Genomic DNA, 26450 nt, shown 5'->3' with positions numbered 1-26450 from the left:
GGAGGTTTGGTTATGATCGCTTTCGTGCCCGTTTCATTCGCACATCTGCACTTAAGCTCGTGCGCGCGCAGCCGCCTGGCCTTCCAGCACGAATCGTGCCGCCGCTGACAGCTCCTCTATTCTGACATCCTCCAACGTTACGAAACCAAATGGTTTATGCCGCTCCAGCAGCTCCCAGAAGAGCGGATAATGAAGCTCTCCAAGGCCTGCGGCAGTCCCCTTCAGCTTACCATCCGCGCTTCGTTTATAATCCTTGGCGTGTGCGCTGACGATACGCGGCCCCAGCAATTCGAACGCTTCGCGAATGACATCTTCTTGGCGGGTCGCGTTGTGCTCATTCATCAGATTGCATGGATCCAGTACAACGCCTACACAAGAGGACGGGAATCGACTAATGGTCTCTGCGAGCGTCTGCGAAGAGTCGATAAGATGACCTTGCGCCGCCTCCAATCCGATCGTTATGCCCCAGCGCTCAGCTTCTTCAACCAACTCCTCCATGGCTTGGTGCAGTCGGTCCCAGTACTTCGGCATCAGCTCCGTATCTCGTACTCGCGGCACACCGACTTCCGTTGCAACTGTCGGCGCCCCAAAGTGCCTCGCATGGCGCAGATGCTCCTTGAAACGATCGACGTTATAACGGAACGTCTCGTCGTCCAGATCGATTAAGCTTGCGTAGCAACCTAATACCGCGATGCCCACCTTGTTTTGTGCGAAAGCGCCTCCAATTTCATTCGCAAGACCTGGACTCAATGCGCCAAGAGGAAACTCCACATCGGAGATCGCCTTGCTTAACGCGAGCTGAACATACGTGCATTCTGTTTCCGCCACCTTAGCCGCCAGCTCTCGAAACGGCTGCTTGCCCACCAAATGTGCCAATATCCCGACTGTCATCCCTGTTTCCCCCTCCGAATAATTGCATGACTCTGTCATGACGATCTCACAACTGAGGACTGTTCGCGTTGTCTGGGCGATGTCGATAACGCACCAGATCGATGCGCCCATTCTCGTCAAGCTTCACACCCTCACTGTTCAAATACAGCTCCTGCTTGAAACGTGATTCGTCGTCCTGCACCGCGATCTCACCTTTCGCATTCACAACCCGATGCCACGGCAGTCCTTGCGATTCGCTCATCGCATGCAGAATTCGCACCACCTGCCTCGCCCCTCTAGCGCTGCCTGCCTGCTCTGCAATTCCTCCATAGGTCATCACACGACCCTCCGGTATGGATTTGATGACATCAATGACCGCTTTGGTGAATGGCTGCATAGTTTCGTATCTCCTCTACATGATGCGTGGCAATAATCGCACCAACAACTTAACCCACTTCCACTTTATCATTCCAAAAAAACCCTTACAACCATTTTGGTCGTAAGGGTTCGCGTAAGCCTGCCTTTGTGTAATGGCCGATTACACGTTTACGGGACTACAGTACTCTTCTTGCCGTTGAATAGCGTTTCGAGTAATCGCTCAACTTATTGATACGAACACCGTTAAAGGTGCTGCTGATCGTATTGTGAATGAACTGGCCGTTGCCGATATAGATCCCGACATGACTGACTGCGGACGACTTGCCGTTGTTGAACAGAATCAGATCGCCCTTTTGCAGATTGCTTTTGGAAACGTATTTGCCTGCAAGCTTCTGGGAGGATGTCCCCCACTTGAGGCTAACGCCATATTTGCCAAACACATATTTCGTGAATGAGGAGCAGTCGAAGATCAATCTGCTTGTATTATTAACGCCATACTTATACGTTACTTTCCCTTGCAACGATTTCGCCAGTGCCACGATGCTGTCTGCTTTGGCCGATGCCGTTGTTGCGGATGCCGCATGGGCTTGTCCGATATGAGAAGTACCGAAGGCCGCTTGGCCCGATACGAGAGTTGCGCACACCGCTGTTGCAATTACGGTTTTCTTGATCCATTGATTGTTCATGATATACCTCCTGATGTCTTATTTGCTATACCCGGAGTATATCACGCTCATTTGGGAGCTTGTGGATTCTTAGTGGTTTCTCATTAGACAATACCTTCATGACCAGGCGATATCTTCCTTTGACGACTTTGCATTGTATGAATGTTTCTCGTAGTGTAAGTTAGAACAATGCGGTCGAAGCCGCTCATTTATCAACTACCGAAACACGGTCATCTTGGAGGCAGCACTCATGAGTAAACGTCTGGACAGAATCAATACCATTTACGCGATGCAGCTCGCGACCATCTTTATCGGATTTATCATCTTTGGGTTTTCCGAAAATATTAAGGGACCCGCGATCCCTCGCATTCAGTTCGACTTCTCTCTTAATGAAGGCCAGCTTGGCACCCTGCTGTCGCTTAATGCGCTAGGTTATTTGCTTGCTTGTACCTTCACAGCTTTGTTGACGCGTATCTGGGGAATCAAGATCGTCACCGTCCTGGCCTTCGCCGCCATGATCGCTTCCGGTGTTCTCATCTATTTCTCCCACAGTTACCCCATCTTCTCCTCGTCCTACTTCTTGATGTATGTCGGCAACGGCATGCTGGAGATTGCGCTGGCGATACTTGGGGCACGCATCTTCGTCAAGAATACGGGAATGATGATGAATTTGACGCACGGCTTCTATGGACTCAGCTCGACCGTAGCGCCGCTAATCGCCACCGGCATGATGTCAGTCAGCATATTCGGCCATACGCTGGATTGGCGCGGCATGTATCTGATCATGTTGTCCTTGTCGATCCTGCCGATCATATCGGCCCTATTCAGTAAATTTCCAGGGGATGCAACCGCTCTGCACGAAAGAATTCCGATGCGCACGCTGATGCGCGATCCTGCCCTGTGGTTGATGGTGGCGATTCTGACGTTCGGCGTCGTATCGGAGCTTGCCGTCGGAGGTTGGCTCGTTAACTTCCTGGAGAAGGCATACGGCTGGGACACCGTATCGGCATCCGGCATGCTGTCGGCGTTCTTCCTCTGCTTCGCCCTTGCGCGATTGCTGCTCGGACCGATTACAGATCGAATCGGCTTCATTCTGTCGCTTGCCATCTTCTCTGCTTTCTCTGCGTTATGTACGTTCGGGGCCATCGTGGGCGGCGAAAGCTATGCGTATCTGTTCGCCGCGGCGGGGATTGGCATCGCTATGATCTATCCCACTGTCATGGCTTTCCTAGCCAAACGGTATACGAACGGCACCGATGCCGTTATTACATTTACCGTAACCATTATGGGAGTCGGCAGTGTGATCGGCAATTACTTGATCGGCGCCGTAATCGAGGGAGCCAAGCGGCTGTATGGCATGGATGCCGAGGGCAGCCTCATCCGGGGCTTGCAGGCGGGCTACTGGTTCATCGGCTTATGCGCAGCGGTATGCTCGGTCTTTAGCTTCGTCCTATATCGCTATCTGAAGAAACGCGGTCAGCTGCTTTAGCTTTGAAGTCCGGTAGGAATTCTACTAGCAACAGGCTGTCTAATGGGTCCAATAACCGTCGAGACAGCCTGTTTTTGTGCTGCTACAAACCTATTTTCAATTGACAGCTGGGTAGTGTACAATAAAGAAACAAAGAAATTGGAAACATGGAATCTTTTCAATATGGGAGGGGTATACTATGGTAATAGCAAATGAGGTGGTGACTCGTATGGAATGGAAGCGCGCACGTGTCTCTCAGAAGCGCCAAGTAACGATACCTCAAAAGCTCTTTGAAGAAGCCGGCATTAAAGACGAGGTCGAATTCGGCATTAAAGACAGCATCATCTTCATTCGCCCTGTGCGTGAAAATGCTGGCAATGACTACTTTGGTGATTTGATTTTGGCTGATTTGCTCAAAGAAGGTTACGCTGGTGATGAATTGCTTGCAAAGTTTCGTGAGCGACAAGGCGAACTACACGCTGCTGTTAAAAACTTAATTGCCGAATCCGAAAAGGCTGCTCGCAATTTCAATGGCGTAGACGAAACGGAAACACTTTTTGGCGATGTAATGGGGGATTAGATGCTTCCCATTACTTACCTCGGCCCCGCTGAACGATATTTGAAAAAACTCGTTGAAAAACCGCTGAAGCGCGCCTATTTCGATGCCCTTTTGGCCATTCGAAAGGATCCCTCAATTGGGAAACAAAAGACAGGCGATCTCGCCAGCATATTCGGCTATGATGTATCTTATAAGGGCACTAACTATGAGATTGCCTACCGTGTAGAAGAAAATGATGATGGTGAGCTTGTGGTCGTCATCATGGCTGGATCCAGAGAAAACTTTTACGAAGAGTTAAAACGATATTTGAAATAGCGAAAGGATCCCCGCTGGCGAGAGGCCACTGAAAATCTGTGGCTTATACATGCTCAAGTATGGCACTACACAAAACAAAGGCTAATTCCATTCGTTATGAATGAGAATTAGCCTTTGTTTCTTTGGTATGCCAATTCTATTTCACTTCATTAACTTCAATATTCGCTTCACATTGACTGTGAATATCGCGACTGCACCTTGCATTTCCATACCTAATAGACCCGAGGTCTCAGCTACATCATACCCGTGTCTATGTTTCAGTTCACTATTCTTTGCTTCAATTTTATAGCGTTCTTTTGCTTTTTCCTTGAAATAGTCACTTTCCTGAAAGAGCTTTTGACCACTGTGTTCGGCTGATTTAATGCTAACCGAATAGGTCTTTGTCTTTGCTCCTTCTTTATAGCAGCCTTCTTTGAAGGGACATTGCTGGCATTTGCTTATATCAAAATAAAAAGTATTGATTTGGTTTTTTGCTACATTTTTTGTACCTGTTCTTGCCTTGCGAATGGCCAGGTGTCCTGCTTTGCACACGTACATGCCTGCATCCTTATTGATATCAAATTCGTCCTCTTTACGACGAGCGCCATCTGAGATCATAGGGTTTAATTTGGATACCAATTTAAGTTCGTTTTCATTGGCATACTGAATATTATCCTTTTCTGAATAAGCGGTGTCCCCAATTACAGTATCAATCTCCATCCCCGTTTCGATACTTTTCTCAATTAACGTTTGTAATTGCTTTCCATCGTTCTTTTCGCCTGTCGTGATGATCGCAGCAGTAATGATTCGCTCCTCGTTCATGGCGATATGTGTTTTGTAACCAAAGAAAGAGGAGTCCGCTGTTTTGTGTCCTACACGTGCATCCGTGTCGTTTGAGCGTTGCAGTTGTTCATTGTGATCCGCTACGATTTCTTTCAAGTAGTTCAACTTTTCTTGAACCTTTGGATAGTGGCTGATGGCTTCTTCCTTTTCAACAGCCTCAATCACTTTTTGACAATACGCCAACTCATCGGCTATGTCGTTTGTCGTTGTTTTGGGCGGGAATTTCTCTTTCATCGATTCGTCGATTTGGTAGACAGCTTTGCGAAGTAATTTTGATTTTTCTATTAGGAATTCCTTCGGCGATTGCTGATTATATCTTGCTTTTGTGTGTGTCGCGTCTACGATGATTGATTTGCTTTTAATGAGTTCCTTCTCCAGAGCGATTTCCACTGTTTTCTGAATTAGCATGTCGAGCAGATTAATGTCTTTCAAGCGTAGCTTGCGAAACTTCGTTAATGAACTGGGATTGATAACCGCGTCTTCCGGGGCCATATCCAGAAAATATTTAAAGGACATGTCATATTTCGAACGCTCTACGACATCTACATCTGAAAGATCAAAGATGGATTTCAATAACAAATATTTAAACATCCGAATAGGGGGAACAGCATTTCGACCATTGTCTAAGCAATAATTCACTTCTAACTCTTCATGAATAAAAGAGAAATCGACAAGGTCATTAATCTGTCGGAGCATATTGTCTTTTGGGACAACGATATCGTATATGCCCATATATGGACTAAGATTTAAGCTTTGTTGATTTGAAATCATCTGGGTCACCGCCTGTTTTGGTTACCCCTATTATACAAGAAAACAAGATGCTCTTCCGCTTATATGTGGAAGAACACCTTGTTTTTAATTAAAGAACTTTTTCAGTGGCCTCGCTGGCGACGGGATCCTTTTTACTTACTCACATTTAGATGTTACGGAATATACGAGAGAACTGGTTACAATCTTCGATATATCAACTAAAAAGCGATGTGTCACCAAGGGGGTTACCAATGTTTCACTACGATGTAACTTGCTATAATTGTAAAAAAACATTCAGGGTATACGAAGGTTCACTAAAATATAAACAAGCTAAGGAAAGAAAAGTTAAGTATTTTTGTTGCGAAGAATGTGCTGCTAAAATACGCATGGAAGCAATTATGAATTTTATGCGCGGGACTAATCGTTTTTAATTATTGATTTTGATTTTCGATTTTCATTCATATGGGAGATTAAGCTATCTGGGAGAGGTTAATTCAATAAAACAGCGACAGCCAGGATCATCTCCTCTTCCTTGTCTGTCGCTGTTTCCATTTCCGAGGTTCATCTACGACCCCGTCAATTCCTTTATTCCCTGCAGACACCATTCGTATCTGCTGGTGTTATGCGTATTCGATTTCCTTAAGGAGCTCAAGTGCCGCCTCGTGATCGGGCTCCAGCTTAAGCAGCTCCCGCAGGTACTGGGCGGCTTCTTCATCCCGCTCCAGCTCGAAGCAGCAGATCGCCAGACAATAGTAAACAGTGGAGACGACTTCATCCGGCTCCGCTTGGATCGAACGTTCCAGGTAACGTTTCGACTCTTCGTATCTGTCCATCTCGAACAGAATCAAGCCCGCATCCAGCGCCAGGTTATACCGCTGCTCCATGACGTAGTACGGCGCCCACATCCGCTCGATCCCCATGGCGAGATCGTCCTTCTCCTCATCGTTGGCATCCCCCAGCAAGGCGGAGATGTTCTTCGTGTTATGCACGAACCACTCGGCGTCGTAACCGCCCAGTCGCCAGAACCCGAGGAATGACTGCAAGCCCATATCCTCCTGATGACGATCCACCAATTCCTTTAGGCTGTAGAAATCATCCGGACCAAACTTCCCAATAGATCTTCTATAGGCTAACCGGGTATGAACGTAAGTCTTCGGTTCTTCCACATAGAGGATAGAGCCCACATTAATATTCATATAATGCTGCGAAGGGAACAGCGTGATCGCGCCTTGCCGCTCGAATTCGTGCAGGAAGGCATGGAAATTCGCCGTAAAGGAGAAGCTTCCATGCCGCACAAATTCCGGGGGCTCCGTATTATGCAGTTGCTCCATCAAGTGGTCGCCCTTATCCGCCGTGATTAGCACGAAACCTTCTTGCGATAACGCCTTTAGCCTGTCGAGACATGCCAGTCCCGCCACCGGGAATAGCAGATACACCTCATCAAGCTGCTCGCGGTACAACTGGATGAGCTCCCGATACGGATAATCTTCGGCTTCGTATTCCGGAGCAAGTCGGTTCTCATAACGAAGCTGCAGACGGTCCAGTACGGCAGAGATCCCGTGTTTGGGCGCCGCGCCAACCTCCCCGACGTAAACATCAGCTTCGTAGACACGACCATCTTGGAAATACAGCAGCTCCTGCGGAATCCCGTCAAAAAAGTAATTCGCTACAATCACTAGCGGCTGCGCCAATGCGCCGGTGCTAATCGTCTCCCCCGATACCGACAGATGCAGCTCGGAATCCTGTACGGCGTCGAACCTCGCGAAGTCGAGCCACCCGTCCGCGATAAACACTTGCAGCGCAGGATGGTCCCGCCATGCAGACACATTGCTCATGGCTAGATCCGTCATCCAGTAGCGAATCGGCGGCAGCGTCATGTCCGCCTCGTTGATCAGATCGCGCAGCTCATGCAGCACATGGCAGGCCAGTCTGCCTGCTCCCGCTCCAAGCTCCACGATACACACGGGCTCCTCTGTCCGGCCTTGCCCCGCCCGATCTAGCAGCAGTCCAAAGATCATGTCGGCATAAGCGCCTCCGATCATTGGGTTGCTTGTTATATATTGAGGCACCTGATCGTTCCGCCAGGCTTGCATGCCAGCATCTTCGTAATATTGACGTTGCAGATCCCATATTGGCGCTTCGCTGAAACGATAGCGCTTTTCGTTCGATGTGTTCGTCATGTCGTTGTTAAACCTCTCTCTCTGTGGCACTCCGCAGCAGGCAACCGCCCTCGTCATACCTCTATGACATCATCATACCTTTTTTCGCGCAGATACACGAATCTCTTCGTCTACATTGTCCGAATCCATTTAAGATTCATTCAAGGTCGCCCCTCTAAGATAGGAGCAAGACTCCCACACATGAGGTGATTTCCTTGATTTCCTGGATGAAAAGAAACCGATTAATGACGATTATGGCCATTGTGCTAATAGCTGTTGCTTTGATCTTGTACCGGCTGGCAGATCGTTATCTCATCGAACACTTTGAAGTGATCGTCGAGCCAAATACAAGCGTTGCAGATGCAGGCAAGTCTACTGAAACGAATGTGGATGCTTCTGAAGAAGGGGATTCAGGAGATACGGCATCCGGTACAGATACTTCGACCGACGCCGCTTGGGATGACTGGAGCTACGAGGACGACAAGCAAACCATTGAAATTCAGAAGGTGCAGTCCGGCACCGGTGCGGATGTCGTCACCTATTATGTCGCCGATGTCACCTTCCACGGGACGCCGAATCTGGATACTGCCTTCGCCAAGAACGCTTTCGGCACCAATATCATTGAGAACACGTCGACGATCGCCGAGAACAACGGCGCCATCTTCGCCATCAATGGCGATTATTACGGCTTCCGGAGCGATGGCGTCATTATTAGGGGCGGCACCTTGTTCCGCGACGAACCCGCCAGAGAAGGACTCGCTTTGTACGAAGACGGATCGCTCCAGGCTTACGACGAAGAAACCCAATCTGCAGAATCGCTGCTTAGCGCCGGCGTCACCGACACGTTTTCATTTGGACCGGCGCTAATAACGGACGGGAAAATCTCCGGAGATTTCTCCAGCGTCAAAATTGACAAAAACTTCGGCAACCGCTCCATTCAAGCCGCTAATCCTCGGACCGGCTTCGGCATGATCGAACCGGGCCACTTCCTATTCGTCGTGGTCGACGGTCGCAGCTCCGAGAGCCGCGGCATGACGCTTACGGAGTTTGCGGAGCTGTTCCAGGAGCTCGGCGCCACCGAAGCCTACAATCTGGATGGCGGCGGATCGTCCACGATGTATTTTATGGGCAGGGTTGTGAACGATCCACTCGGCAAGGGCAGCGAACGAGGCGTCAGCGACATTATCTATATTCCGCAATCTGTATAGAAGGAGGCCACCATCATGACCATACTTATTCCCTCCTACGAGCCGGACGAGCGGCTGATCGCCCTTATACACCGGCTGAAGGAAGTTAGCGCAGACGACATCCTGATTGTCGACGACGGCAGCGGCGAAGCATACCGCGGTATCTTCGAAACGGCCGAGCACGCCGGCTGCACGGTACTGACGCATCGGATTAACCAAGGCAAAGGCAGCGCGCTCAAGACCGGCTTCGACTATGTTAGGCAACAAAGTTCCAGAGACGATGCAGGCATCGTATGCGCGGACAGCGATGGGCAGCACTTGCCCGGCGATATTCTGCGAGTAGCCGCCGCCGTACGCGAGCGCAGCAGCCGCATCGTGCTGGGGAGCAGACAATTCACCGGCAACGTCCCTCTTCGCAGCCGATTCGGCAATAGCGCTACCCGAATGGTCTACTCCATGGCGACCGGCCAGCCGATTCAAGATACGCAGACCGGTCTGCGCGGATACTCAGCGGATATGCTGGACTGGCTGTGCGCGCTGCCCGGCGATCGCTTCGAATACGAGATGAACATGCTCCTCGAGGCACCCAAGGCCGGATACCTATTAGTGGAAGTGCCGATCGACACCATCTATCTGGACGAGAACAAGTCTTCTCACTTCCGCCCTCTAATCGATTCCGCTCGAATCTATTGGCCATTCGTGAAGTTCTGCGCGTCCTCTGGATTAGCCGCCGTCCTGGACTTCGCGCTGCTGCTCATTCTGCAGTGGGCGACTTCCAATCTGCTGCTGTCTGTCATCGGGGCTCGTATATGCAGCTCGATCATCAACTACGGCATCAATCGCCGATTCGTGTTCCGGGGAGGCAAGGAGGATGGTCTGAGCGGCAGCACGACCATTCGTCGATCGATGTCACGTTACTACTTGCTCGCCGTTATCATCCTGGCGCTTAACTATGGTATTCTGCATTTGTTTCATATCGAGCTAGGAGTATCGCTTGTCATCGCCAAGCTTGCTACCGAATCCTCGTTGTTCGCGCTAAGCTTCTGGGCGCAGCGCAGATTCGTTTATTGATCGATTCGCTTCCCGATCTCGTCGAACGTCCGAATATGCCGCAGCAACTCTTCAAGGTTAACCCAGGAAATGCCGACCTTTTGATCTGCCGCACCATAAGACATGATTAAATCCTCGCCCAGAACAATACCCCCGGTCGTAAATAGGCATGGTGTCGGATAATCGTTCGGCATTTCCCAATCCCGCTCCGCGAACATCAGTCGGTCGGAGCATCGATGAATCACGACAGGGAAATCATCCTCTCGCTCTCTAAGGATCATAAAAGATTGCGTGTATCCGAACTGCACATTTTTTTTGGCATGATAAGAAACCAGCCATTCTTTATTCCCCAAGGCAATCGGCGGCCAGCTCGCGCCTACCTTATTCTCCTCCCAATCGAAGATCGGGTAAGCCAGCAAGCGATGTGTCGCCTTTGGTGTAACAAAGTCCCCCAATGTTTCCGCTGCCGCCAAATAGATGGAGGGTTTGCCGACCTCTTCTCCGCCTTCGAACGGGATAACATTCATCGGTCTATGCAGCATGAGATATTGCTCTTTGCCTGCAATCGTCATCTTCTCGGGGAATAAGAACACATCGCGATTATCGCTGACGTAGCCCTCCGTTAGAGGACCGATGTACTGAAATGCGTTTTCGTAAGCCCCTCGCTTGAGCTCGTCCAGATTGAGCTTATAGAGCACGGTTACTGTATCATTAGCCCGAGCGGTTTTGATAAACGGATCCGAATCGTCCCCCTCAAATATCCAATCCGGAACGTATTCGAATCGCGTTTGAATCGGCGGGTTCTGGCTGCTGAGCCAGTAGGGACCAGGAGGAAACGGGCGGCATGCCACCGTTACGTACAATTCATTCTCTATATAAAAGATTCTGGGGTCTTCCACGCAGCCATTCGCGTAATTCCGCACTTCATTTCCGTATATATCCTTCGTATACAGCTCATGCTCTTCATACCCGAGCGCAGGGGCCAGCGCAGGTCTTGCAAAGTCTGCGTCCCATGTTTCTCCCGCATCCTTGCTAATGGCATAACCCAGAAAAATCGGATAAGGGTCGTGACAGCCCTCTCTTCTCTTTTCCGACCATGGGCCCGTTGCCCGAAACAGCATATGAATATCGTTAGAGTCGGGATCCTTAATAATGGCGGGATTCAACACCATCTTATCTGCCCAGCTGCAACCTGGTACCGGTTCAAGAGCGGGTTTGCTCAAATAACGAAATGTCGGCTTCATAGTTCCTCCTGTTTTTCATCCATAAGGATAATAGTTATCCGTCTTACGCAATCAATTTATCACGGTCATTTGACTTTTTCAAAACACTTTTTCCATAAAAACGTTCTTTCGAAAAAACAGTAAGATTCATCAAGTAGAAAAGGAAGATTCATCATTCTCGCCATACGATTATGCGGTTTATAATTGAATCAGCAAGGAAAACCGTCATCGGAGGCGATTCATGTGAATCAAGAGAAACAGTATGATATTGTCATTTATGGAGGGACGGCTGCGGCGATTACAGCGGCTGTTCAAGCCAAAAAAATGGGCAAAAGCACAGTGGTGATCGAGCAAGGTCAGCGAATCGGAGGCTTGACCAGCGGAGGTCTTGGGGATACAGATGTGGGCATGGAGCATGCGGTGGGCGGTCTTTCCTTAGAATTCTACGAACGAGTAGCCAAAAAATATGCGCAAGACGGAGCTCGTTGGTTATTCGAACCTAAGGTAGCGCTCGAAGTATTGCAGGACTGGGTAACGGAATACGATATCGAGGTCGTCTACGGGGAGCGTCTTGATTTGGTCGACGGGGTGACGAAGCAAGGAGCAAAGATCATCTCCATTCGTGCAGAATCCGGGAACGTCTATTGCGGCAAGATGTTTATTGATGCTTCTTATGAAGGTGATCTGCTTGGCAAAGCCGGCATTTCCTACTTTGTAGGGCGCGAATCGAACTCCCAATACGGGGAAACTTTAAACGGCATTCGCCCAGGCAACGAGCTGCCAAGCGGGATCGATCCTTACATTGTGAAAGGTGATCCTTCGAGCGGCTTGCTGCAGCGTGTTAATCCTGAACGTGGCGGTAACGTCGGCGATGGGGATACCAAGCTTCAAGCGTACAATTTCCGCATGTGTTTGACCAACAATCCCGATAACCGTATCGAAATCGAAAAGCCTGAGGGGTATAACGAAGCCGATTACGAAATTTTGTTCAGAGCGATTGAGCAAGGACAAAGCACGAAATTCTTTAAGTTGAATATGGTGACCGAGGATAAGACGGATTCTAATAACAACAGCGGCATCTCTACGGATTACAACGGTATGAACCATAGCTTTGCCGAGGCGGATTATCTTACTCGGGAGCAGATTCGCGACGCCCAGCGCGTCTATCAGCAAGGTTATGTCTGGACCATACAGAACCATCCGCGCGTTCCCGAGGAAATCCGTGCGGTCTACAAGCCATGGGGCTTGCCGCGGGATGAATTCGTCGATAGCGGACACTGGACTCCTCAGCTGTATGTGAGAGAATCGCGCAGAATGATCGGGGATTATGTTGTGACGGAGCATGATGTCAGACTGGAGAACCCGGTGGCGGATTCGATAGGAATGGGCTCCTTCGCCATCGATTCGCACCACACTCAGTACTACGTCAATGAAGATGGGCATGTTAGCACGGAGGGTGGCTTTTATGTAAGATTGAAGGCCCCTTATCCGATTAGCTATCGTGCGATTATGCCCAAACAAAGCGAATGCACCAACCTAATCGTACCGGTATGCGTATCCGCTACCCATGCAGCTTACGGCTCGATCCGGATGGAGCCTGTCTTTATGATTCTGGGGCAATCGGCTGCGACGGCGGCTGCACTGGCGCTTGATGCGGACGGCATCATTCAACATGTACAGGTGGAGCAACTGCACGCTATCCTGCTGCAAGATCAACAGGTGTTGTACGAAGACGCCAAGTCCGTGCTTTAGTTGAATCGGAACCCGAATTTGCGCCGGTATTCCCCCGGGGGATGTCCAAAGCGGTCGCGGAAGGATCGGCAGAAATGGGCGTAGCTCAAGAAACCCGTTTTGTCGGCAACCTGCTCCAGCGCAAGATTGCTATATAGCACCTGCTGCTCGGCTAGATTTAATCTCACTTCGATACAATAGGCGAATAACGACCCGCCAAAGGCGGCTTTGAACAGATACGAGCTTCGCGAAACACTTAAGCCGACAGAAGCCGATATTTTCTCCAAGTTCAGCGGTTCATGGGCATGATTCTCGATATATTGCTTAAGCTTGTAGGCGGTATCCGTGCCCTTGGTCCGCTGATTCAATTGAATCACTTGCTCGAGCGTCAAACAAAACGTTCTGAGCAGATAATCCATAATCTCATCTTGGTTCTGCATAACCTTCTTCTTCTCGCTGATCATATGCTTCCACAAGGTGATGACGGTGTCGTCAAAGCCAATGTTTGTTTTGGTCGGCATGTTATTGCCGCTCCACCAGGAGTCCAGCCACTCCCCCTTCCCGATCAAAAAATAATCGCTAACGGGCTGAACGGCACCCGATGCGGGGGCGCTTCGAGGCTGCACATCCAGCTCATAAGGTTGATCGGGTGGATAGATAAGCAAGTCGCCAGGAATGATGGTTTCGTATTTGCCCGCAACCAGCGCGCGACAGGTGCCTTCGGCCTGAAACCGGAAGAGATAGTTGGTCAGCCCATCGTTATACTTCACGGAGTGCGGCTTCGTATGCGTGAAATAGTTAGCATAGATGACGCTTGCGCCATGCGGGACTTGATTCGTCATAAGTGGGTATGGTGCCTCCTGGATTTCATTTTTTTGATGCCATTATAGAAAATTGGCGGTATAGGGGACAACCCCTATACCGCCACCCTTGTTTATGCGATCCAATAGCCGACTAGCTCTCAACCGGAACAAAGTTTTCTCCAAGCCATACATCCTGCTCCAGCAGCTGTCGTTGCAGCTCGGCAACGGATATGCCGCGCGAGCCTGTATCATCACGCAGCGCCAGTGTAGCTGCCGTTCCCGCAGCCTGCCCCATGGAGAAGCAGTTCGGCATGACCCGCAAGGAGCCTTGCACCGCTCGATCCGAGGACACGCAGCGTCCGGCAACCCACAGGTTGTCGATGCCGACCGGCAGCATGATCCGGTACGGTACGCCATGCGAAACGCCGGGAGGCAAATGGTTGAACGTCATATCACTTTTGCTGTTGGCGAGATGAATATCGATGTAGTACGCATTGCGCGCAATATCGTCCGGGAAGGAGCGCGCGGAGAGAAAATCATCTGCCGTCAGAATATAGTCTCCTTCGATACGACGAGTCTCCCGGATCCCGAGCTGCTCTCCACTCGCCACCATATGGGCGTGCTCAAAGCCCGGCACATAACGGCGGAAGAATTGCAGTTGGCGTTCTGCCGTGCGCCGCCCTTCGATCGCCCCTCTGGTCAAATCCTCTGCCAGAGTGCCGTCTACCCCGAATACATGGCCGAAGTTAACGCCGACCAGGTAATCGCTGACCCATGCCAGACCCGAGATCGACTTGCGTCCTTCCGGCAGGGCGCCGGCCTCGATCGCCTGCTCAACCGCCTTGTGGAGCTGGCCCGTATCCCCGCTCTCTTCCAAGAACCGGTTGAACCTTGGTCGATCCACGTTCGCTAGCAAATAACACATGCTGCCCGGCTGAAGCTCCCCCGCTTCTCCGCCCTTCTGGAAAGGAACGCCTGCCAGCGCGGCAATATCTCCATCACCCGAGCAGTCTATGATATACCGGCAGGGGATGAAAGAACGCCCTGTTTTGTTAACTACAATGACGCCTTCTACCGTGCGCTTATCCTCGGACAATACCACATCGTAAACGAAGGTGTGGAACAGCGGAATAACGCCGCATTCCAGTATGGCATCGTCATAGACGCGCTTCAGCACCTCCGGATCGATCGGCACCCAGTCCAGCTTCTCCTCGTATTCCTCGCGGAAATCGGAATAGCAGGCTTCCTTCATCCGCTCCATTAACGCAAGACCGAGACCGCGTATGATCGGCTTCTGCTTATCCGTGAAGGGGCAGAACGCAGGAACGAGTGCCACGGTTCCCATGCCGCCAAGGAAACCCCTCTGCTCCACCAGCATGGTGCGCGCTCCCCCTTTCGCTGCAGCAATTGCCGCGGCGATTCCGGATGCGCCTCCTCCGATAACCAATACATCGACTTCGCTTGCAGCCGGGATGCTGGCGGATGGTAACGTAATCTGTCTATTCATAGCAACCTCCCACATTCAGTACAGGCATAACCTGTCGCAACGGTTTATTTGACTGTCCCTTCCAGACACAGCTTGAGCAAATCATCAACATGAGCAGTAGCCAGGCATTCGACGGTGTCGGCGGCGCCGTAGTAAATTTTGACTTCTCCGGAATCCTCCAGAATCATGCCGCCAGGGAAAATAACATCGTTGCGGAACCCTCCATCGGTCTCGTAAGCGGCTTCCGGTGCAAGCAGCGGCGTCTCCGCCTTGCCGATGATCCGGCTAGGATCTTCAAGATCCAGCAGCATAACGCCGGCTGTATACCGCTTCTTCCAACTCGGCTCCCAGCCGTTCTTGCCCCGATTGCGGTCGATATCGACGGCATGGAACAAGGTCAGCCAGCCCTTGTCCGTCTTGACAGGCGGAGCACCCGGGCCTACCTTGTCGTTGGCGTAAGCTACATCCTCGACCGCTAGCAGCAGCTTAGAGTTGCCCCAATATCTCAGATCGGGAGAGTCGCTCATCCACATGTCAAAGCGGTCAATGCCGCCTCGGCTGTATACGGGCATAGGGCGCTCCAGCCGAACATATCGGTCTCCGATTATCTCCGGGAACAGCACCATGTTGCGGTTATCCGGCAGCGACAGGCTTAACACCTCAAAGGAGCTAAAGTCTTCGGTGACGGCGATGCCGCCTCGCAAGCCGTGCTTGGTATCGACCGCAAAGCACATATAACACTGCTCGCCGATGACCGTCAGACGCGGATCATACACGCGGATAACCTCTTCATCCTGCCAGGACCAGCAAGGCATCGGACGCACATCCCATTTTATCCCGTCATCGCTGAAGGCCAGCCCCAGATTGGTGGTATGATGCGGGGCAACCGTCTCCTTCTGCTCATCGCCATAGTCATTGCGGAATACCATTACATATTTGCCCTTGAACTTGGTAACCCCCGCATTAAACACCATCGCCGGCCCGTAAGGCACATCGCTTGGAGACAGGATGGGATTGGCAGGATATCGGGTAATAATCGGACTTGAGAACAGAGGTCCTACTATAAAATCGCTCATATGCATGTTTCCCCTTATCAATAGAGTTGAGATTAACCTTTAACGGAGCCCGACGTGACTTGTATGAAGGACTTGTTCGCCAAAATATATGCCAGCAGCATCGGTAGAATGGAGAGACATGCGCCCGCCATCATTAAGTGAATTTGCATAGCCGCGGAGGAACCGTACCGGAGATTCGCAAGTCCGACGGTAAGCGTCTGCAACTCCGGATTCGTCATCGTAAACACGAGCGGCAGAATGTATTCGTTCCAGGCATGACGGAATTCGAACAGGCCGGCCACGCCGAGTCCTGGCGTCAGGAGCGGCAGAACGATACGGAAAAAGGTTCGGACGAACCCCGATCCATCCACCATGGCCGCTTCATCGAGCTCGCGAGGTATCGCTTTGAAGAAACCAAGCAATAAAAAGAATGTACTGGAATGGGCGCTGACCAGAATGAGGATAACCCCCCATAACGTGGTGTTCAGGTTCAGCACGACCATCAAATCAAATTGCGGGCGGAGTACGATCGCACCGACGGATATGAACATCATGGCCGCCTGCGTCGTCACATACAGGGATTTTCCCGGAAATTGGCGCCGATCGACTACATAAGCCGCCATGGATGCTACTAATAGGGTGGCCGCTGTGACGACAATGCTGACAAATGCGCTGTTCCAGGTATAGCGGGCGAAGTTTGCTTGCTTCCAAGCTTCCGCATAGTTGGCGAATTGCATCTTGGCCGGCAGCAGGGTGCCGCCGGTCATCATCTCGGCGCCAGTCTTGAGAGAGCCGGATAACGTCATTAACAGAGGAAATAAGGTCAATCCAGCCGTTGCTAATAAGAACAACCACATCACCGTACGGCTCGCGATTCTGCCCAAGCGACCCGTCTGCGAGCCAGCGTCTGCTTTGCCGCTGTTCCTTTCCGGCTTTCGAGATAACACCTGTTCGTTCATTTGCTTATCCTCCTGCAAGCCTGCAGCCGTTTATACTAAACTTATCTGCGGCGTTGTGTTCGAATCGTAAGGGCTTCGCAAGGCGATTAGCGCCATTAGTACACTTTGTTCATTTTGCGGCTTAACAGGAAGTACAAGCCGGTGATCGCACCAACAATAACAGCGGTGACGAAGCCTACAGCACTGCCGTAACCAATCTGCTGTTCGACAGGCGAACCCGTTGATACCGGGAACAACAGTTTGTACAGGTAGAGGTACATGACCTCGGTCTTGCCGATCGGTCCGCCCTCTGTAATGAGCATGATGCTTTCATAACCTTTCAGGGAGGCAATTATGGCTAACATAATGACCAGTTGGGCAACAGGAGCAAGCATCGGAAGCGTAATATTCCAGAACCTTCTTCCGGCGTTCGCGCCGTCAATCGAAGCACTTTCATACAAATCTTTCGGGATGCTCTGCAGTCCAGCCAAGAATAGCAGCATGTAGTTACCGACCGCGCCCCATACCGCAACAAGAATAACCGTTAACATTGCAAATTTCGTTCCCAGCCAGTCAACCGGCTGCGAGACTAGATTGAGCTTCATCAAAGCGGTGTTAACCATTCCGTTATACGAATTGAAGATGGTATAGAACACAACGGATATAACCGCGGTACTGATAACCGTGGGCATAAAATAGATCCCGCGCAGCAGATTGCTGCCGCGCAGCTTGCCGTTCAAGATAACCGCAAGCAGCAGGGATATGGGCAGCGTAAGGAGCAGCTTGCCTCCAGCGTAGATAAAGGTATTGCCAACCGATTCCCAGAACAGCGTGTCGCGCATGACCCGCTCGAAATTGTCCAAGCCGACGAACAGAGGCTCGCCATATCCGGCATAATCATAGAACATATAGCGCAGCATCCAGATCAAGGGGTAAACGCCAAGAACCGCTGTCAAAATAATGCTCGGGGATAGAAACAGAGAATTCTCTCCCAATCGTTTCCAATTCCATTTAAAGCTCATGATCGTTCCTCCTTTTGGGGAAAGAAAAGGGGCATCCGCCAAAACATGCGCGGCAGCCCCCTCTTGCCTGCTATTTATCCCTGCGGCTTGGCCGGATCAAAGGCAGGGTTCGGCGTTACAACGGCCTCGCCTTTCTCCACTGCTTTGGACAATGCGTCATTGTATCTTGTGTTCAAATCATTCGTAATGGCTTGCAGATCTCCACCGGCGAGCATGTATTTGAAGAAAGCGTCGGCGTAGTTTGCTCCCTCCGGAGTCACGTTTGGCGACACCGGCCAGATGGAGTCGTGTTCCCCGACCAGGAAGCCATCCATACCGTTAATATCGGGGTTTGTTGCTTGCTCTACAATGCTTGGCACTACGGCAATTCCGAAACCTTTTTCATGATAGCTCTTCAAAATTTCGTCGCCGTACATGTACTCCATGAATGTCCATGCCGCTTCCTTATTCGCGGATTGGGCACTGATGCCTAGCCATGCTCCAGCTGATACAATCTCGGAGGTTCCCTTAATCTGGCCTTCTAGAGTTGGTGCCAAGGCGCCAGCCCAATTGATTTCTGTCGGGAATTGATCCTTATACACGCCCGGCTCTGTCGAGAAGGAGAGGTACATACCGATCTTGCCGGCTGCGAATTGAGCGCGCAGTGGATCAATATCAAGCGATTCCGCACCAGGAATAATGCTTCCGTCTGCATACATTTGTTTGAAGTATTCGATAACCTGCGAATAAGGAGCAAAATCAAATTGTCCTGTTTTCAGATCAAAGCCTAGTCCTTGATGTCCGCTCAAAGATAGAATCTCCCGAATGGAACGGTCAAAGGCTGATTTCGGGCTTTTGAAGTTTAGAGCAAAACCATAAATACCCTCGCTTTTGCCAGCTTCGGTAATTTTCTTAGCATCGTCGACCATTTCCTGCAGGGAGGTAGGAGGGCCGTCAATACCCGCTTTGGCGAACAGATCCTTGTTGTAGACCAGTCGTAATGTATTGCCGTTATTCGCTAAGCTGTACACTTTATCGTCAAAGCGGTTGATGCCATCGATCATCAGCTTGCCAAATTTCGTATTCAAGTCGTCCGTAAGAAACACGTTGAGCGGCTCCAGATACCCTTTTTTGACAAAACCAGCCGTGTTGCCGCTCTTTAGACGCAGCACATCCGGTGCCTGGTTGCTGGAGAACGCAATGTCGACGCTTTGCGCATAGTTCTCGGACAATACCGTCAGTTCTACTTTAATGTTATCTTCGTTTGTTTCATTGAACTTGTTGATCATTTCGTTGATGTACTCTTGATCGTGACGATCGTCCGTCCAGTACTTCAGCGTCACGGGAGGCTTGTTCGCCTCTGGTGTTGCTGTCGCGGCGCTTTCTGTGGAAACCGCATTTGTTGCGCCAGTATTACTGTTGCCATTGTTGCTGCTGCAGCCTGCAAGTGCGGTAGCCAGAATGAGACTCATGCCAAGACCTAACCATTTTTTCTGCATACACTCTACCCCTTTAATTAGCATTTGAGTCGTAAGCTCTTCTTCATTATAGGTTCTGGTCCTCCGAAAAGGAGTGCGTCAAATTCACTCTTGAGGGATAGAATTCTATGGTTTCTATCCTAGATTCTTTATACTTCGGGCCGGTCCGAATGATAACTCGCCCGGAATTCCGATGGGGTCTGACCCGTAATTTTCTTGAACACATCACTGAAGTATCTGCGTTCCTCATACCCGACAGCCGTTGCTACCTCCTGCACCTGCGCCCCCTCCACGAGCAGCAGCTTCGCCTTCTGAATACGCTCCGAGGTCATATACTGCGTGACCGTCACCCCGGTCACCTGCTTGAACAAGCTCGCGAAGTAGCTGGCGCTAAGATGCACATGGGCCGCGCATTCGCCGACGGCAAGATCTTCAGACAGTCGGCTTTTCATATATTCAATCGCTTTATATACAACCTTCTGGCCCTCGGACAGGCTGTTCTTGTGCACTAACGTTGCTCCCTCCGTGCACAAGGTGACCAGTTGACGCTGCAGAGACGCTAGAGAAAGCCCTGGCGACCCTTGCGCCGACTTGAAATTCTGGACGAGCGGCTGGATGTCCGAATAGGGCACCATCTCGTAGAAGGTACGGATCGCCGAAGCAGCCAGCTCGTCGTATAGGCTGAGCAGATAAATCGGATTTTGGCGGGAGACCATCTTCTGCAGCGATTCCGAAATCGCCGACAGGATGTCGGCCGTACGCCCGACATTGCCGGAACGAAGGGCAAGCAGCAGCTCATCCTTGTATTCCAGTGCTAGCGGCTCCTGGCTTCCGTGCGGATTAATGTCCTCATACATAATGGCCGTATTTCCTTCGGTGAACAGGTGATGGGAGAGCGCCTGCTGAGCCTGGCGGTAGGAATCCGGCAGCTCACTGACTTCCCCTACTCTGCTCCCAACGCCGATGGAAACCGTGAATTTGGTGTAGCGTTCAATATTCCGGCAGATTTTTTCCGCGATTTCGATCGGGCTGGCCGGGCCCGAATCGTTAAGCACGGCCAGATACTGGTCGAGACTGGCACGGAAAATAACGCTGTTCGTATATTCGGCGAACGTCTCCTGCATGATATTGAGCAGCGAGAATCGGATCAGCTCCATCTCCCTGATGGATGGCTCGGCAACCTGCTCCCCGAAACGGTCCATCTTGATCACCATCACCACAAAGCCCCGCGGCGCAAGCTTAATGTTCAGAAAATCCCACCGTCCCGAGGCTTCTTCCCATGAGGTGCGGTGATTGACCAGCATCGTAAAGTACTCTTGCCGGAGCACCGGCATGCTCTCGCGAAGCTTGATCTCCATTTCGCGCAGGCCTAGCAAATGGATTCTCTCTTCCATAATCTCGGCTTTGGCTCGAAGTACCGCAGCCATAATATCTTCTTCCGAAAAGGGTTTCACTACAAAATCAAACGCCCCAAGCTGCACCGCCTGCTGTGCGTAATCAAAGTCGGCATAACCGCTTATTAAGATAACTTTGCAGCTGCGGTTCTCTTCGAGCACCTTGCGCAGCATACTAAGCCCGTCCATTATCGGCATCCGTATATCGGTAATGACCAGGTCCGGCCGCAAGCGGGTAATAAGCTGAAGACCTTCTTCGCCATTGCTCGATACTCCGGCAACCGTAATCCCTTGTTCTTCCCAATCCATCGCGGTCAATCCGTCCACGACAATCTTAATATCGTCGATAATGCAGAGACTAATAGATTCAGACTGATTCACCCGAATGCTCCCCTTTCCTTGGCAATGAAATTTGGATGTCCGTTCCGTGCTCCGGCGTACTGTTCACTTGGAACTCCGCGCTATCGCCATAATAGAGCTGAAGCCGCCGAATCAGGTTGGATATGGCATACCCCTTCTTCGATTCCTGCCAGAACAGAGCGCGTAGCTGGTCCTCTTCCATTCCTTTGCCGTTATCCCGAACGACAATCGTCCAGCGGTCGCCCTCTCCCGCGATTTCGATCTCGATGCGACCACCGTTCTTCAGATCGCGAAACCCGTGGAGAATGCTGTTTTCCGTCAATGGCTGCAAGAGAATACGCGGAAGCGACAGCGCCATTAGCTCAGGCTCCCGCACAGTGATCTCATACGTAAACAAACCTTCATAGCAGCTTAGCTGCAGCTCCAGGTACTGACGCACATGCTCCAATTCCTTCGATAATGTGGAAATTTCCTGCCCATTGTTTAGTCCCAGCTGGAACAGGCGGGAGAGCGACATGACCATCTGCTGCGACGGTTCGATCTGCTTCAGCTTCAGCTTCCAGTAGATCGTGTTTAAGGTGTTATATAGAAAATGAGGGTCCATCTGCGAGGACAAGGCTTTGATCTCCGCAGTCCGCTTATGCGTCTGCGCCTCCGTTACCTCGTCAATCAATACGACGATCTGCTCCAGCATCCGGTTGAAGCGCAGACCTACTTGCCCGAATTCATCCCCGCTGGCGCTTTCAAAACGGGCGGTCAAATCGTTGTTCTCGACCCGCTTCATCACCTTCATTAATCCTTGCAGAGGCATAAGCAAATAACGCGAGAACGCGCCAGAGATCAGCATCGTGACAAGGAAAGCAGCCAGCGCGACGCCCGCGATCAGCCATTTGACGTAAACCAGATCCTTGAGGACGCCGGCTCTGGACTGAATGGTGGTCATCGTCCAATCCGCAATGCCGATACCCGCATAATTAAGCAGATAGGTTTCGCCATTCAGTTCAAAGGATTGACTGCCCTCCGGGCGATTCATCATCCCCCTCAGCTTACCCCCTTCCACCGCCTGGCGGACAAGCGGCTGCTTCACCGGGTAGACCGTCTCCCCTTTGTCGTTGAGCAGAAAGTTCGACGCCCCTCCCCCCGAATCACCTTGCACCAGCTTGCGAAAGCCCTCTTCTCGAATATTCACGACAATGTAGACGCCTTTAACCGGCGTGTCGAAGATTGGCTCCAGAATAAGGGAGATGACGCGGTCCTTGCCGGTGAACAGCATGTCCTCATGACCCTCCACCCACAAATTCTTTTTCTCCTGCCCGATACGGTCATATAAGAACGTATCCTCGAAAACGTTAAGCCGATTGCGGTTCATCGATGAAGGATAAAATTCGCCGATCGGCGTAGAGACGTATATGGAATGAATGAGCGGCTCGGCAATCCGCGCCTGCGAAAATACATTGTCTAGATCGCTTAGATGCTTGTAATATCTGCTGTCGTCCGCGGAGACGACATCCCGCAGCATCTCATAGAAAGGACGGCTGATCATAAATGTCATCATAATCAGCATCAGCTTATTCAGTTTCTCGTCCACAATCTGAGCGGACCTTGCCACCGTGTCCTGCGTGAGCTTCAGCGCGTTTTTCTCCAGCGTGGCGGCCGAGATATAATAGGACAGCCCTCCCGTCATCAGGACGGAGATGACAATGACGGCCAGAAATGCGATTTTGAGTTTGTTGCGCAGCGATTGCCTGCGGAGGTATTCCAAGCTATTCACACCTTCCGTTATCACTTTCTATCCTATGATTATGTCACCCCGGCCACCTGTTCGACAAATGAAAAACGAGAGCTGCCCCACAGGGACAGCTCCTTCTGTTGCTCGCCTGCCGACGTTAGGCGGGAGGTGCCAGAACCAAGGCATCGTCGAAAGATACACCCGCCGAGGTGGTCCGTAATCCAATTCGCCCCGCCGTCAATTCCGTTACGGGGTTGGTCCATTCCGTCATTAGCGCTCCGTTCACATACCCTTTAACCGTATTGCCTTCGATGAAGACCTTAACCGTATACCATTGGTCCGCCCGGGCCGCGAAAGGAGTGCTGGACACCAGAGTCAGCACCTGGTTCACGGATTTGTACAATTCCACAACCTGAGTCGCTGCATTAATGCGGTACATATAATAGTTATTCACATCTTGTACCCTGAATAGTAGTCCTGCATTGGCATTGGCGATAGGCATTTTCACTTCGGCTTGATAGGTATAATCCGTCCATGAATTGCCTGCTGTCGTGATCGCGGTTGCCGTAGCGGTTTGGGTCAACGCTTTCGATCCGTCCGCCGTTACGCTCCACGAACCGGAAGACGATGTCCAGCCTGTCGAATTTCCGTCTTCAAAATCGTCGCTGAACCTTGTGATGGGGTAAACGGCCGCATTGTCAAAATGAACGCCTGCCGAGGTGGTCCGGAATCCGACTCCTCCCGTTGTCAATTCCGTTAACGGGTTGGTCCATTCCATCATGGCTTGCCCGTCTACGTAACAGATTATTTTGTTCCCCTCTACAACCGCCTTGACGGTATACCACTTCTTGCTCTGTGCTGCGAACGGGTTGCTTGCCGCCAGCGTCATTATTCCATTCACGGATTTGTACAATTCCAGCATCTGATTCGCTGCGTTGACTCGGTACATATAATAATTATTGGCGTCTTGCACTCTGAATACGATGCCTGCGTTGGCATTCGCAATCGCCATTTTCACTTTGGCTTCATACTCGTAATCGCTCCATGCGTTGCCGGCGTGGGCGGTAATCAAGGACGTGACGGTCTGGCTTCCGCTGGACAACACGTTATTGCCGCCATCCGTCGGTACGCTCCAGTTGCCTGCAGCTGACGTCCAGCCAGTCGTATTGCCATCTTCGAAATTGTCGCCGAACAATAGCGGTCTGGAGTTGGCAAAGGTTACGCCGCTTACATTGTCATTAATAACGGAAACCTTCAAGTCGGTCAGATTAGTCGCGAGCTTGCCCTTCACGTAAACATCCGAGAACATAACGTTTTTCACCATGCCGCCTTTGGCGACATTCCCGGAAAGTCTGGATTGCTGCGATCCCAACTGGCGAATATTGATGTTTTTCACCGCAATATCGCTGACATCTCCGGAAGTGCTGGTCGAAATCCCCAGCCAATAATTGCCGAACTGATTGATGTCCACTCGTTCGATATCAATATTCTCGAATGTAATCCGCCTAGCATATCCTTCCTCCGGCAGCGTGTTAAGCGTGTAGCCATGATCAATAAGCAATGCCCGGGCACTCTGATAAATATACGAATTGCGAATGGTCACCCCGATTTGCGCTTGTGCTACTCCTTGACCAATCTTGAAGGCCGCACATCTCGTCCATGCGAAAGCGTCGTCGAATACTACATTCTCCAAATGCTCGAGCGCTCCCGGCCACCCGCTGGACATTCCCGTCTGCAGCCAGGTTTTAGTCGAGTACGTATCATCATCCGAAATGGCGATCGAATGCTGGACAAGCACGTTCTGACTCTCGTTGATATCGATTACGTCATTTTCGATTTTGTAGAGGTCCTGGAATCCTTTCAGATTTTTGATGGTTACATTGTCGGAACGCACCACCATGAACGACCAGAAGCCAGCATCCCGCAAGATGAGACCGTCAAAATTAAAATTGGAGGTCTGCATCGGAACCAGAAGATTGTTCAGGAATCCTTCGTTTTTGTTCGGCGCCGGCATCTTCCGCTCTCGCATCGCGATGCCATTGCCATCGATGGTTCCACGTCCCCGAACCGTAATGTTGCTGGAGCCTGCGGTTGTCCGAATAAAATACGTTCCGTCCGCATTTCGCGAAGTCTTGCGGAAATCATTGGCGTAGTCTTCGCCTTTGCCTGTGCCGACAATGACGGCGCCTCCGGCCAGATAGAACGTTACATTGCTTTTTAACGTCAGGTTTCCACTTTTATATACGCCTGCAGGAATAAATACAGTGCCGCCGCCGGCATTATGGGCCGCATCGATCGCCTGCTGAATCGCTACTGATGCCATTGTGGCTCCCGTATTGTCGGCGTTGTAAGGCGATTGGGTCACATTATAGATCCCTGTGCCCGAAGAAGGGGGGATATTTGTCTCCAAGGGATCCGCCGCGATGACCAACCGCTTTCGCAAGCCATTGATCTCCACAATGACATAGGTGGAGGAAGACAGTGAAAACGTCAGCTTGTTCCCGTCTACCGTACCTTCAATGTTTTTGGCCAATGGACTGATGGAGTAGGATGTAATCGCCTCATTGAAGGTCACTTCAATACTTACCGTGCCGTCAAATGAAAATTGCGCATAATCGTAGTCTGCTAGATAACTAATGACGGGTACCGTTTGATTATCCGCTTTTAATGCGTATACGCTCGAAGCGGTATAGATGGATGGCATCGGATAATTTTGAATCGTGGCACTCCCGTTCGCATCAGCCGATTTTGGTGGAATTCCTGAAAGGATGAAGACTAGCACAATCATCAAACAGATGGATTTTTTTGTCATGGTAAGCATAAGTACCTCCCTTAGATTGGTCTCTGCCTACCGATGGTAAGAAGCGAGAAGACGTTTCCCATTCCCCATCGGCGTCCTTGCATACTCTATCCCGATTATAAGCCTTGATCAGAGAGAAAAGAGTGGGGCAGGCTCACTCTTTAGGGAGAATTTCTAACTGTTCCTACCAATAAGAAACGACTGATGGCAGTCCCCTGCCCCGCATAAA

The 26450-nt window shown here is 50.9% G+C and carries 22 protein-coding genes; 7 read left to right on the top strand and 15 right to left on the bottom strand.

The annotated features are described in order from the left end of the window. Nucleotides 1-51 precede the first annotated feature (51 nt). The 3 genes from ACX1C1_RS07745 to ACX1C1_RS07735 form a co-directional block, all read right to left on the bottom strand. Nucleotides 52-891, bottom strand: coding sequence for a sugar phosphate isomerase/epimerase family protein (locus ACX1C1_RS07745; protein ID WP_458956529.1), 840 nt, complete (start codon nt 889-891; stop codon nt 52-54). A 46-nt stretch (nt 892-937) separates the two neighbouring features. Then, nucleotides 938-1267, bottom strand: a complete 330-nt coding sequence (locus ACX1C1_RS07740; RefSeq protein ID WP_458956528.1) for an MGMT family protein — start codon at nt 1265-1267, stop codon at nt 938-940. Nucleotides 1268-1424: 157 nt separating this feature from the next. Then, the gene (locus ACX1C1_RS07735) at nt 1425-1934 is read right to left on the bottom strand and encodes a C40 family peptidase (RefSeq protein ID WP_458956527.1); all 510 of its coding nucleotides are present in this window, start codon (nt 1932-1934) and stop codon (nt 1425-1427) included. 229 nt (nt 1935-2163) lie between these two features. Here ACX1C1_RS07735 and ACX1C1_RS07730 point away from each other — a divergent pair, with 229 nt between their 5' ends. The 3 genes from ACX1C1_RS07730 to ACX1C1_RS07720 all read left to right on the top strand — a co-directional run bounded on the left by ACX1C1_RS07730 (nt 2164) and on the right by ACX1C1_RS07720 (nt 4255). Further along, complete coding sequence (locus tag ACX1C1_RS07730) at nt 2164-3402, top strand: MFS transporter (protein WP_458956526.1); 1239 nt, start codon at nt 2164-2166, stop codon at nt 3400-3402. 178 nt (nt 3403-3580) lie between these two features. Beyond that, nucleotides 3581-3961 (top strand): AbrB/MazE/SpoVT family DNA-binding domain-containing protein, encoded by a 381-nt coding sequence (locus ACX1C1_RS07725; protein ID WP_458956525.1) that lies wholly within the window; start codon nt 3581-3583, stop codon nt 3959-3961. After that, complete coding sequence (locus tag ACX1C1_RS07720; RefSeq protein ID WP_458956524.1) at nt 3962-4255, top strand: type II toxin-antitoxin system RelE/ParE family toxin; 294 nt, start codon at nt 3962-3964, stop codon at nt 4253-4255. It abuts the gene before it with no gap. A 141-nt stretch (nt 4256-4396) separates the two neighbouring features. Here the strand turns inward: ACX1C1_RS07720 and ACX1C1_RS07715 are convergent, their stop codons facing one another. After that, nucleotides 4397-5848: an IS1182 family transposase gene (locus ACX1C1_RS07715; protein ID WP_458956523.1), complete on the bottom strand. Its 1452-nt coding sequence runs from the start codon at nt 5846-5848 to the stop codon at nt 4397-4399. A 149-nt stretch (nt 5849-5997) separates the two neighbouring features. Here ACX1C1_RS07715 and ACX1C1_RS07710 point away from each other — a divergent pair, with 149 nt between their 5' ends. Further along, on the top strand, nt 5998-6258 hold the full coding sequence (locus ACX1C1_RS07710; protein WP_458956522.1) for a hypothetical protein: 261 nt from the start codon (nt 5998-6000) through the stop codon (nt 6256-6258). A gap of 189 nt (nt 6259-6447) precedes the next feature. On the opposite strand, the gene ACX1C1_RS07705 is transcribed toward ACX1C1_RS07710, so the two are convergent. Further along, entirely contained in the window at nt 6448-8007 is a 1560-nt protein-coding gene (locus ACX1C1_RS07705; protein ID WP_458956521.1) for an SAM-dependent methyltransferase, read from the bottom strand. A gap of 185 nt (nt 8008-8192) precedes the next feature. Between ACX1C1_RS07705 and ACX1C1_RS07700 the strand changes: the two genes are divergently transcribed. Then, nucleotides 8193-9194, top strand: coding sequence for a phosphodiester glycosidase family protein (locus tag ACX1C1_RS07700; protein WP_458956520.1), 1002 nt, complete (start codon nt 8193-8195; stop codon nt 9192-9194). Nucleotides 9195-9209: 15 nt separating this feature from the next. Then, nucleotides 9210-10244 carry a GtrA family protein gene (locus tag ACX1C1_RS07695; RefSeq protein WP_458956519.1) on the top strand — a complete coding sequence of 345 codons (1035 nt, stop codon included), beginning with the start codon at nt 9210-9212 and terminating at the stop codon, nt 10242-10244. On the opposite strand, the gene ACX1C1_RS07690 is transcribed toward ACX1C1_RS07695, so the two are convergent. Next, nucleotides 10238-11467: a glycoside hydrolase family 130 protein gene (locus tag ACX1C1_RS07690; protein ID WP_458956518.1), complete on the bottom strand. Its 1230-nt coding sequence runs from the start codon at nt 11465-11467 to the stop codon at nt 10238-10240. The two genes, ACX1C1_RS07695 and ACX1C1_RS07690, sit on opposite strands and share 7 nt — an antisense overlap. A gap of 222 nt (nt 11468-11689) precedes the next feature. Between ACX1C1_RS07690 and ACX1C1_RS07685 the strand changes: the two genes are divergently transcribed. After that, nucleotides 11690-13198 carry an FAD-dependent oxidoreductase gene (locus tag ACX1C1_RS07685; RefSeq protein ID WP_458956517.1) on the top strand — a complete coding sequence of 503 codons (1509 nt, stop codon included), beginning with the start codon at nt 11690-11692 and terminating at the stop codon, nt 13196-13198. Here the strand turns inward: ACX1C1_RS07685 and ACX1C1_RS07680 are convergent. From ACX1C1_RS07680 to ACX1C1_RS07640, 9 genes are all read right to left on the bottom strand, one after another. Continuing rightward, the gene (locus ACX1C1_RS07680; protein ID WP_458956516.1) at nt 13195-14019 is read right to left on the bottom strand and encodes a helix-turn-helix domain-containing protein; all 825 of its coding nucleotides are present in this window, start codon (nt 14017-14019) and stop codon (nt 13195-13197) included. The two genes, ACX1C1_RS07685 and ACX1C1_RS07680, sit on opposite strands and share 4 nt — an antisense overlap. 112 nt (nt 14020-14131) lie before the next feature. Next, nucleotides 14132-15487, bottom strand: coding sequence for an FAD-dependent oxidoreductase (locus ACX1C1_RS07675; RefSeq protein ID WP_458956515.1), 1356 nt, complete (start codon nt 15485-15487; stop codon nt 14132-14134). Between the two features lie 44 nt (nt 15488-15531). Further along, the gene (locus tag ACX1C1_RS07670) at nt 15532-16542 is read right to left on the bottom strand and encodes a glycoside hydrolase family 130 protein (protein ID WP_458956514.1); all 1011 of its coding nucleotides are present in this window, start codon (nt 16540-16542) and stop codon (nt 15532-15534) included. Between the two features lie 32 nt (nt 16543-16574). Then, nucleotides 16575-17480 carry a carbohydrate ABC transporter permease gene (locus ACX1C1_RS07665; RefSeq protein ID WP_458956513.1) on the bottom strand — a complete coding sequence of 302 codons (906 nt, stop codon included), beginning with the start codon at nt 17478-17480 and terminating at the stop codon, nt 16575-16577. A 95-nt stretch (nt 17481-17575) separates the two neighbouring features. Further along, complete coding sequence (locus tag ACX1C1_RS07660) at nt 17576-18481, bottom strand: carbohydrate ABC transporter permease (protein WP_458956512.1); 906 nt, start codon at nt 18479-18481, stop codon at nt 17576-17578. 74 nt (nt 18482-18555) lie between these two features. After that, nucleotides 18556-19959 carry an ABC transporter substrate-binding protein gene (locus ACX1C1_RS07655; protein WP_458956511.1) on the bottom strand — a complete coding sequence of 468 codons (1404 nt, stop codon included), beginning with the start codon at nt 19957-19959 and terminating at the stop codon, nt 18556-18558. Nucleotides 19960-20087: 128 nt separating this feature from the next. Then, entirely contained in the window at nt 20088-21713 is a 1626-nt protein-coding gene (locus ACX1C1_RS07650; RefSeq protein WP_458956510.1) for a response regulator, read from the bottom strand. Continuing rightward, nucleotides 21700-23454 carry a cache domain-containing sensor histidine kinase gene (locus ACX1C1_RS07645; RefSeq protein ID WP_458956509.1) on the bottom strand — a complete coding sequence of 585 codons (1755 nt, stop codon included), beginning with the start codon at nt 23452-23454 and terminating at the stop codon, nt 21700-21702. Before ACX1C1_RS07645 ends, ACX1C1_RS07650 begins: the two co-directional genes overlap by 14 nt. A 124-nt stretch (nt 23455-23578) precedes the next feature. Beyond that, a complete protein-coding gene (locus ACX1C1_RS07640) occupies nt 23579-26242 on the bottom strand; it encodes a family 16 glycoside hydrolase (protein ID WP_458956508.1) in 2664 nt (887 codons plus the stop codon). Nucleotides 26243-26450: the final 208 nt, after the last annotated feature.

This window comes from Paenibacillus sp. strain BS8-2 (assembly GCF_054483835.1).
The sequence above is the reverse complement of the archived record's forward strand: the minus strand, read 5'-3'. Positions and strand labels throughout refer to the sequence as shown.

Excerpts from the sequence above, each read along its gene's own strand:
- ACX1C1_RS07745 (WP_458956529.1), bottom strand. The coding sequence starts at position 891 with ATGACAGTCGGGATATTGGCACATTTGGTGGGCAAGCAGCCGTTTCGA.
- ACX1C1_RS07740 (WP_458956528.1), bottom strand. The coding sequence starts at position 1,267 with ATGCAGCCATTCACCAAAGCGGTCATTGATGTCATCAAATCCATACCG.
- ACX1C1_RS07735 (WP_458956527.1), bottom strand. The coding sequence starts at position 1,934 with ATGAACAATCAATGGATCAAGAAAACCGTAATTGCAACAGCGGTGTGC.
- ACX1C1_RS07730 (WP_458956526.1), top strand. The coding sequence starts at position 2,164 with ATGAGTAAACGTCTGGACAGAATCAATACCATTTACGCGATGCAGCTC.
- ACX1C1_RS07725 (WP_458956525.1), top strand. The coding sequence starts at position 3,581 with ATGGTAATAGCAAATGAGGTGGTGACTCGTATGGAATGGAAGCGCGCA.
- ACX1C1_RS07720 (WP_458956524.1), top strand. The coding sequence starts at position 3,962 with ATGCTTCCCATTACTTACCTCGGCCCCGCTGAACGATATTTGAAAAAA.
- ACX1C1_RS07715 (WP_458956523.1), bottom strand. The coding sequence starts at position 5,848 with ATGATTTCAAATCAACAAAGCTTAAATCTTAGTCCATATATGGGCATA.
- ACX1C1_RS07710 (WP_458956522.1), top strand. The coding sequence starts at position 5,998 with ATGTTACGGAATATACGAGAGAACTGGTTACAATCTTCGATATATCAA.
- ACX1C1_RS07705 (WP_458956521.1), bottom strand. The coding sequence starts at position 8,007 with ATGACGAACACATCGAACGAAAAGCGCTATCGTTTCAGCGAAGCGCCA.
- ACX1C1_RS07695 (WP_458956519.1), top strand. The coding sequence starts at position 9,210 with ATGACCATACTTATTCCCTCCTACGAGCCGGACGAGCGGCTGATCGCC.
- ACX1C1_RS07690 (WP_458956518.1), bottom strand. The coding sequence starts at position 11,467 with ATGAAGCCGACATTTCGTTATTTGAGCAAACCCGCTCTTGAACCGGTA.
- ACX1C1_RS07680 (WP_458956516.1), bottom strand. The coding sequence starts at position 14,019 with ATGACGAATCAAGTCCCGCATGGCGCAAGCGTCATCTATGCTAACTAT.
- ACX1C1_RS07675 (WP_458956515.1), bottom strand. The coding sequence starts at position 15,487 with ATGAATAGACAGATTACGTTACCATCCGCCAGCATCCCGGCTGCAAGC.
- ACX1C1_RS07670 (WP_458956514.1), bottom strand. The coding sequence starts at position 16,542 with ATGAGCGATTTTATAGTAGGACCTCTGTTCTCAAGTCCGATTATTACC.
- ACX1C1_RS07665 (WP_458956513.1), bottom strand. The coding sequence starts at position 17,480 with ATGAACGAACAGGTGTTATCTCGAAAGCCGGAAAGGAACAGCGGCAAA.
- ACX1C1_RS07660 (WP_458956512.1), bottom strand. The coding sequence starts at position 18,481 with ATGAGCTTTAAATGGAATTGGAAACGATTGGGAGAGAATTCTCTGTTT.
- ACX1C1_RS07655 (WP_458956511.1), bottom strand. The coding sequence starts at position 19,959 with ATGCAGAAAAAATGGTTAGGTCTTGGCATGAGTCTCATTCTGGCTACC.
- ACX1C1_RS07640 (WP_458956508.1), bottom strand. The coding sequence starts at position 26,242 with ATGCTTACCATGACAAAAAAATCCATCTGTTTGATGATTGTGCTAGTC.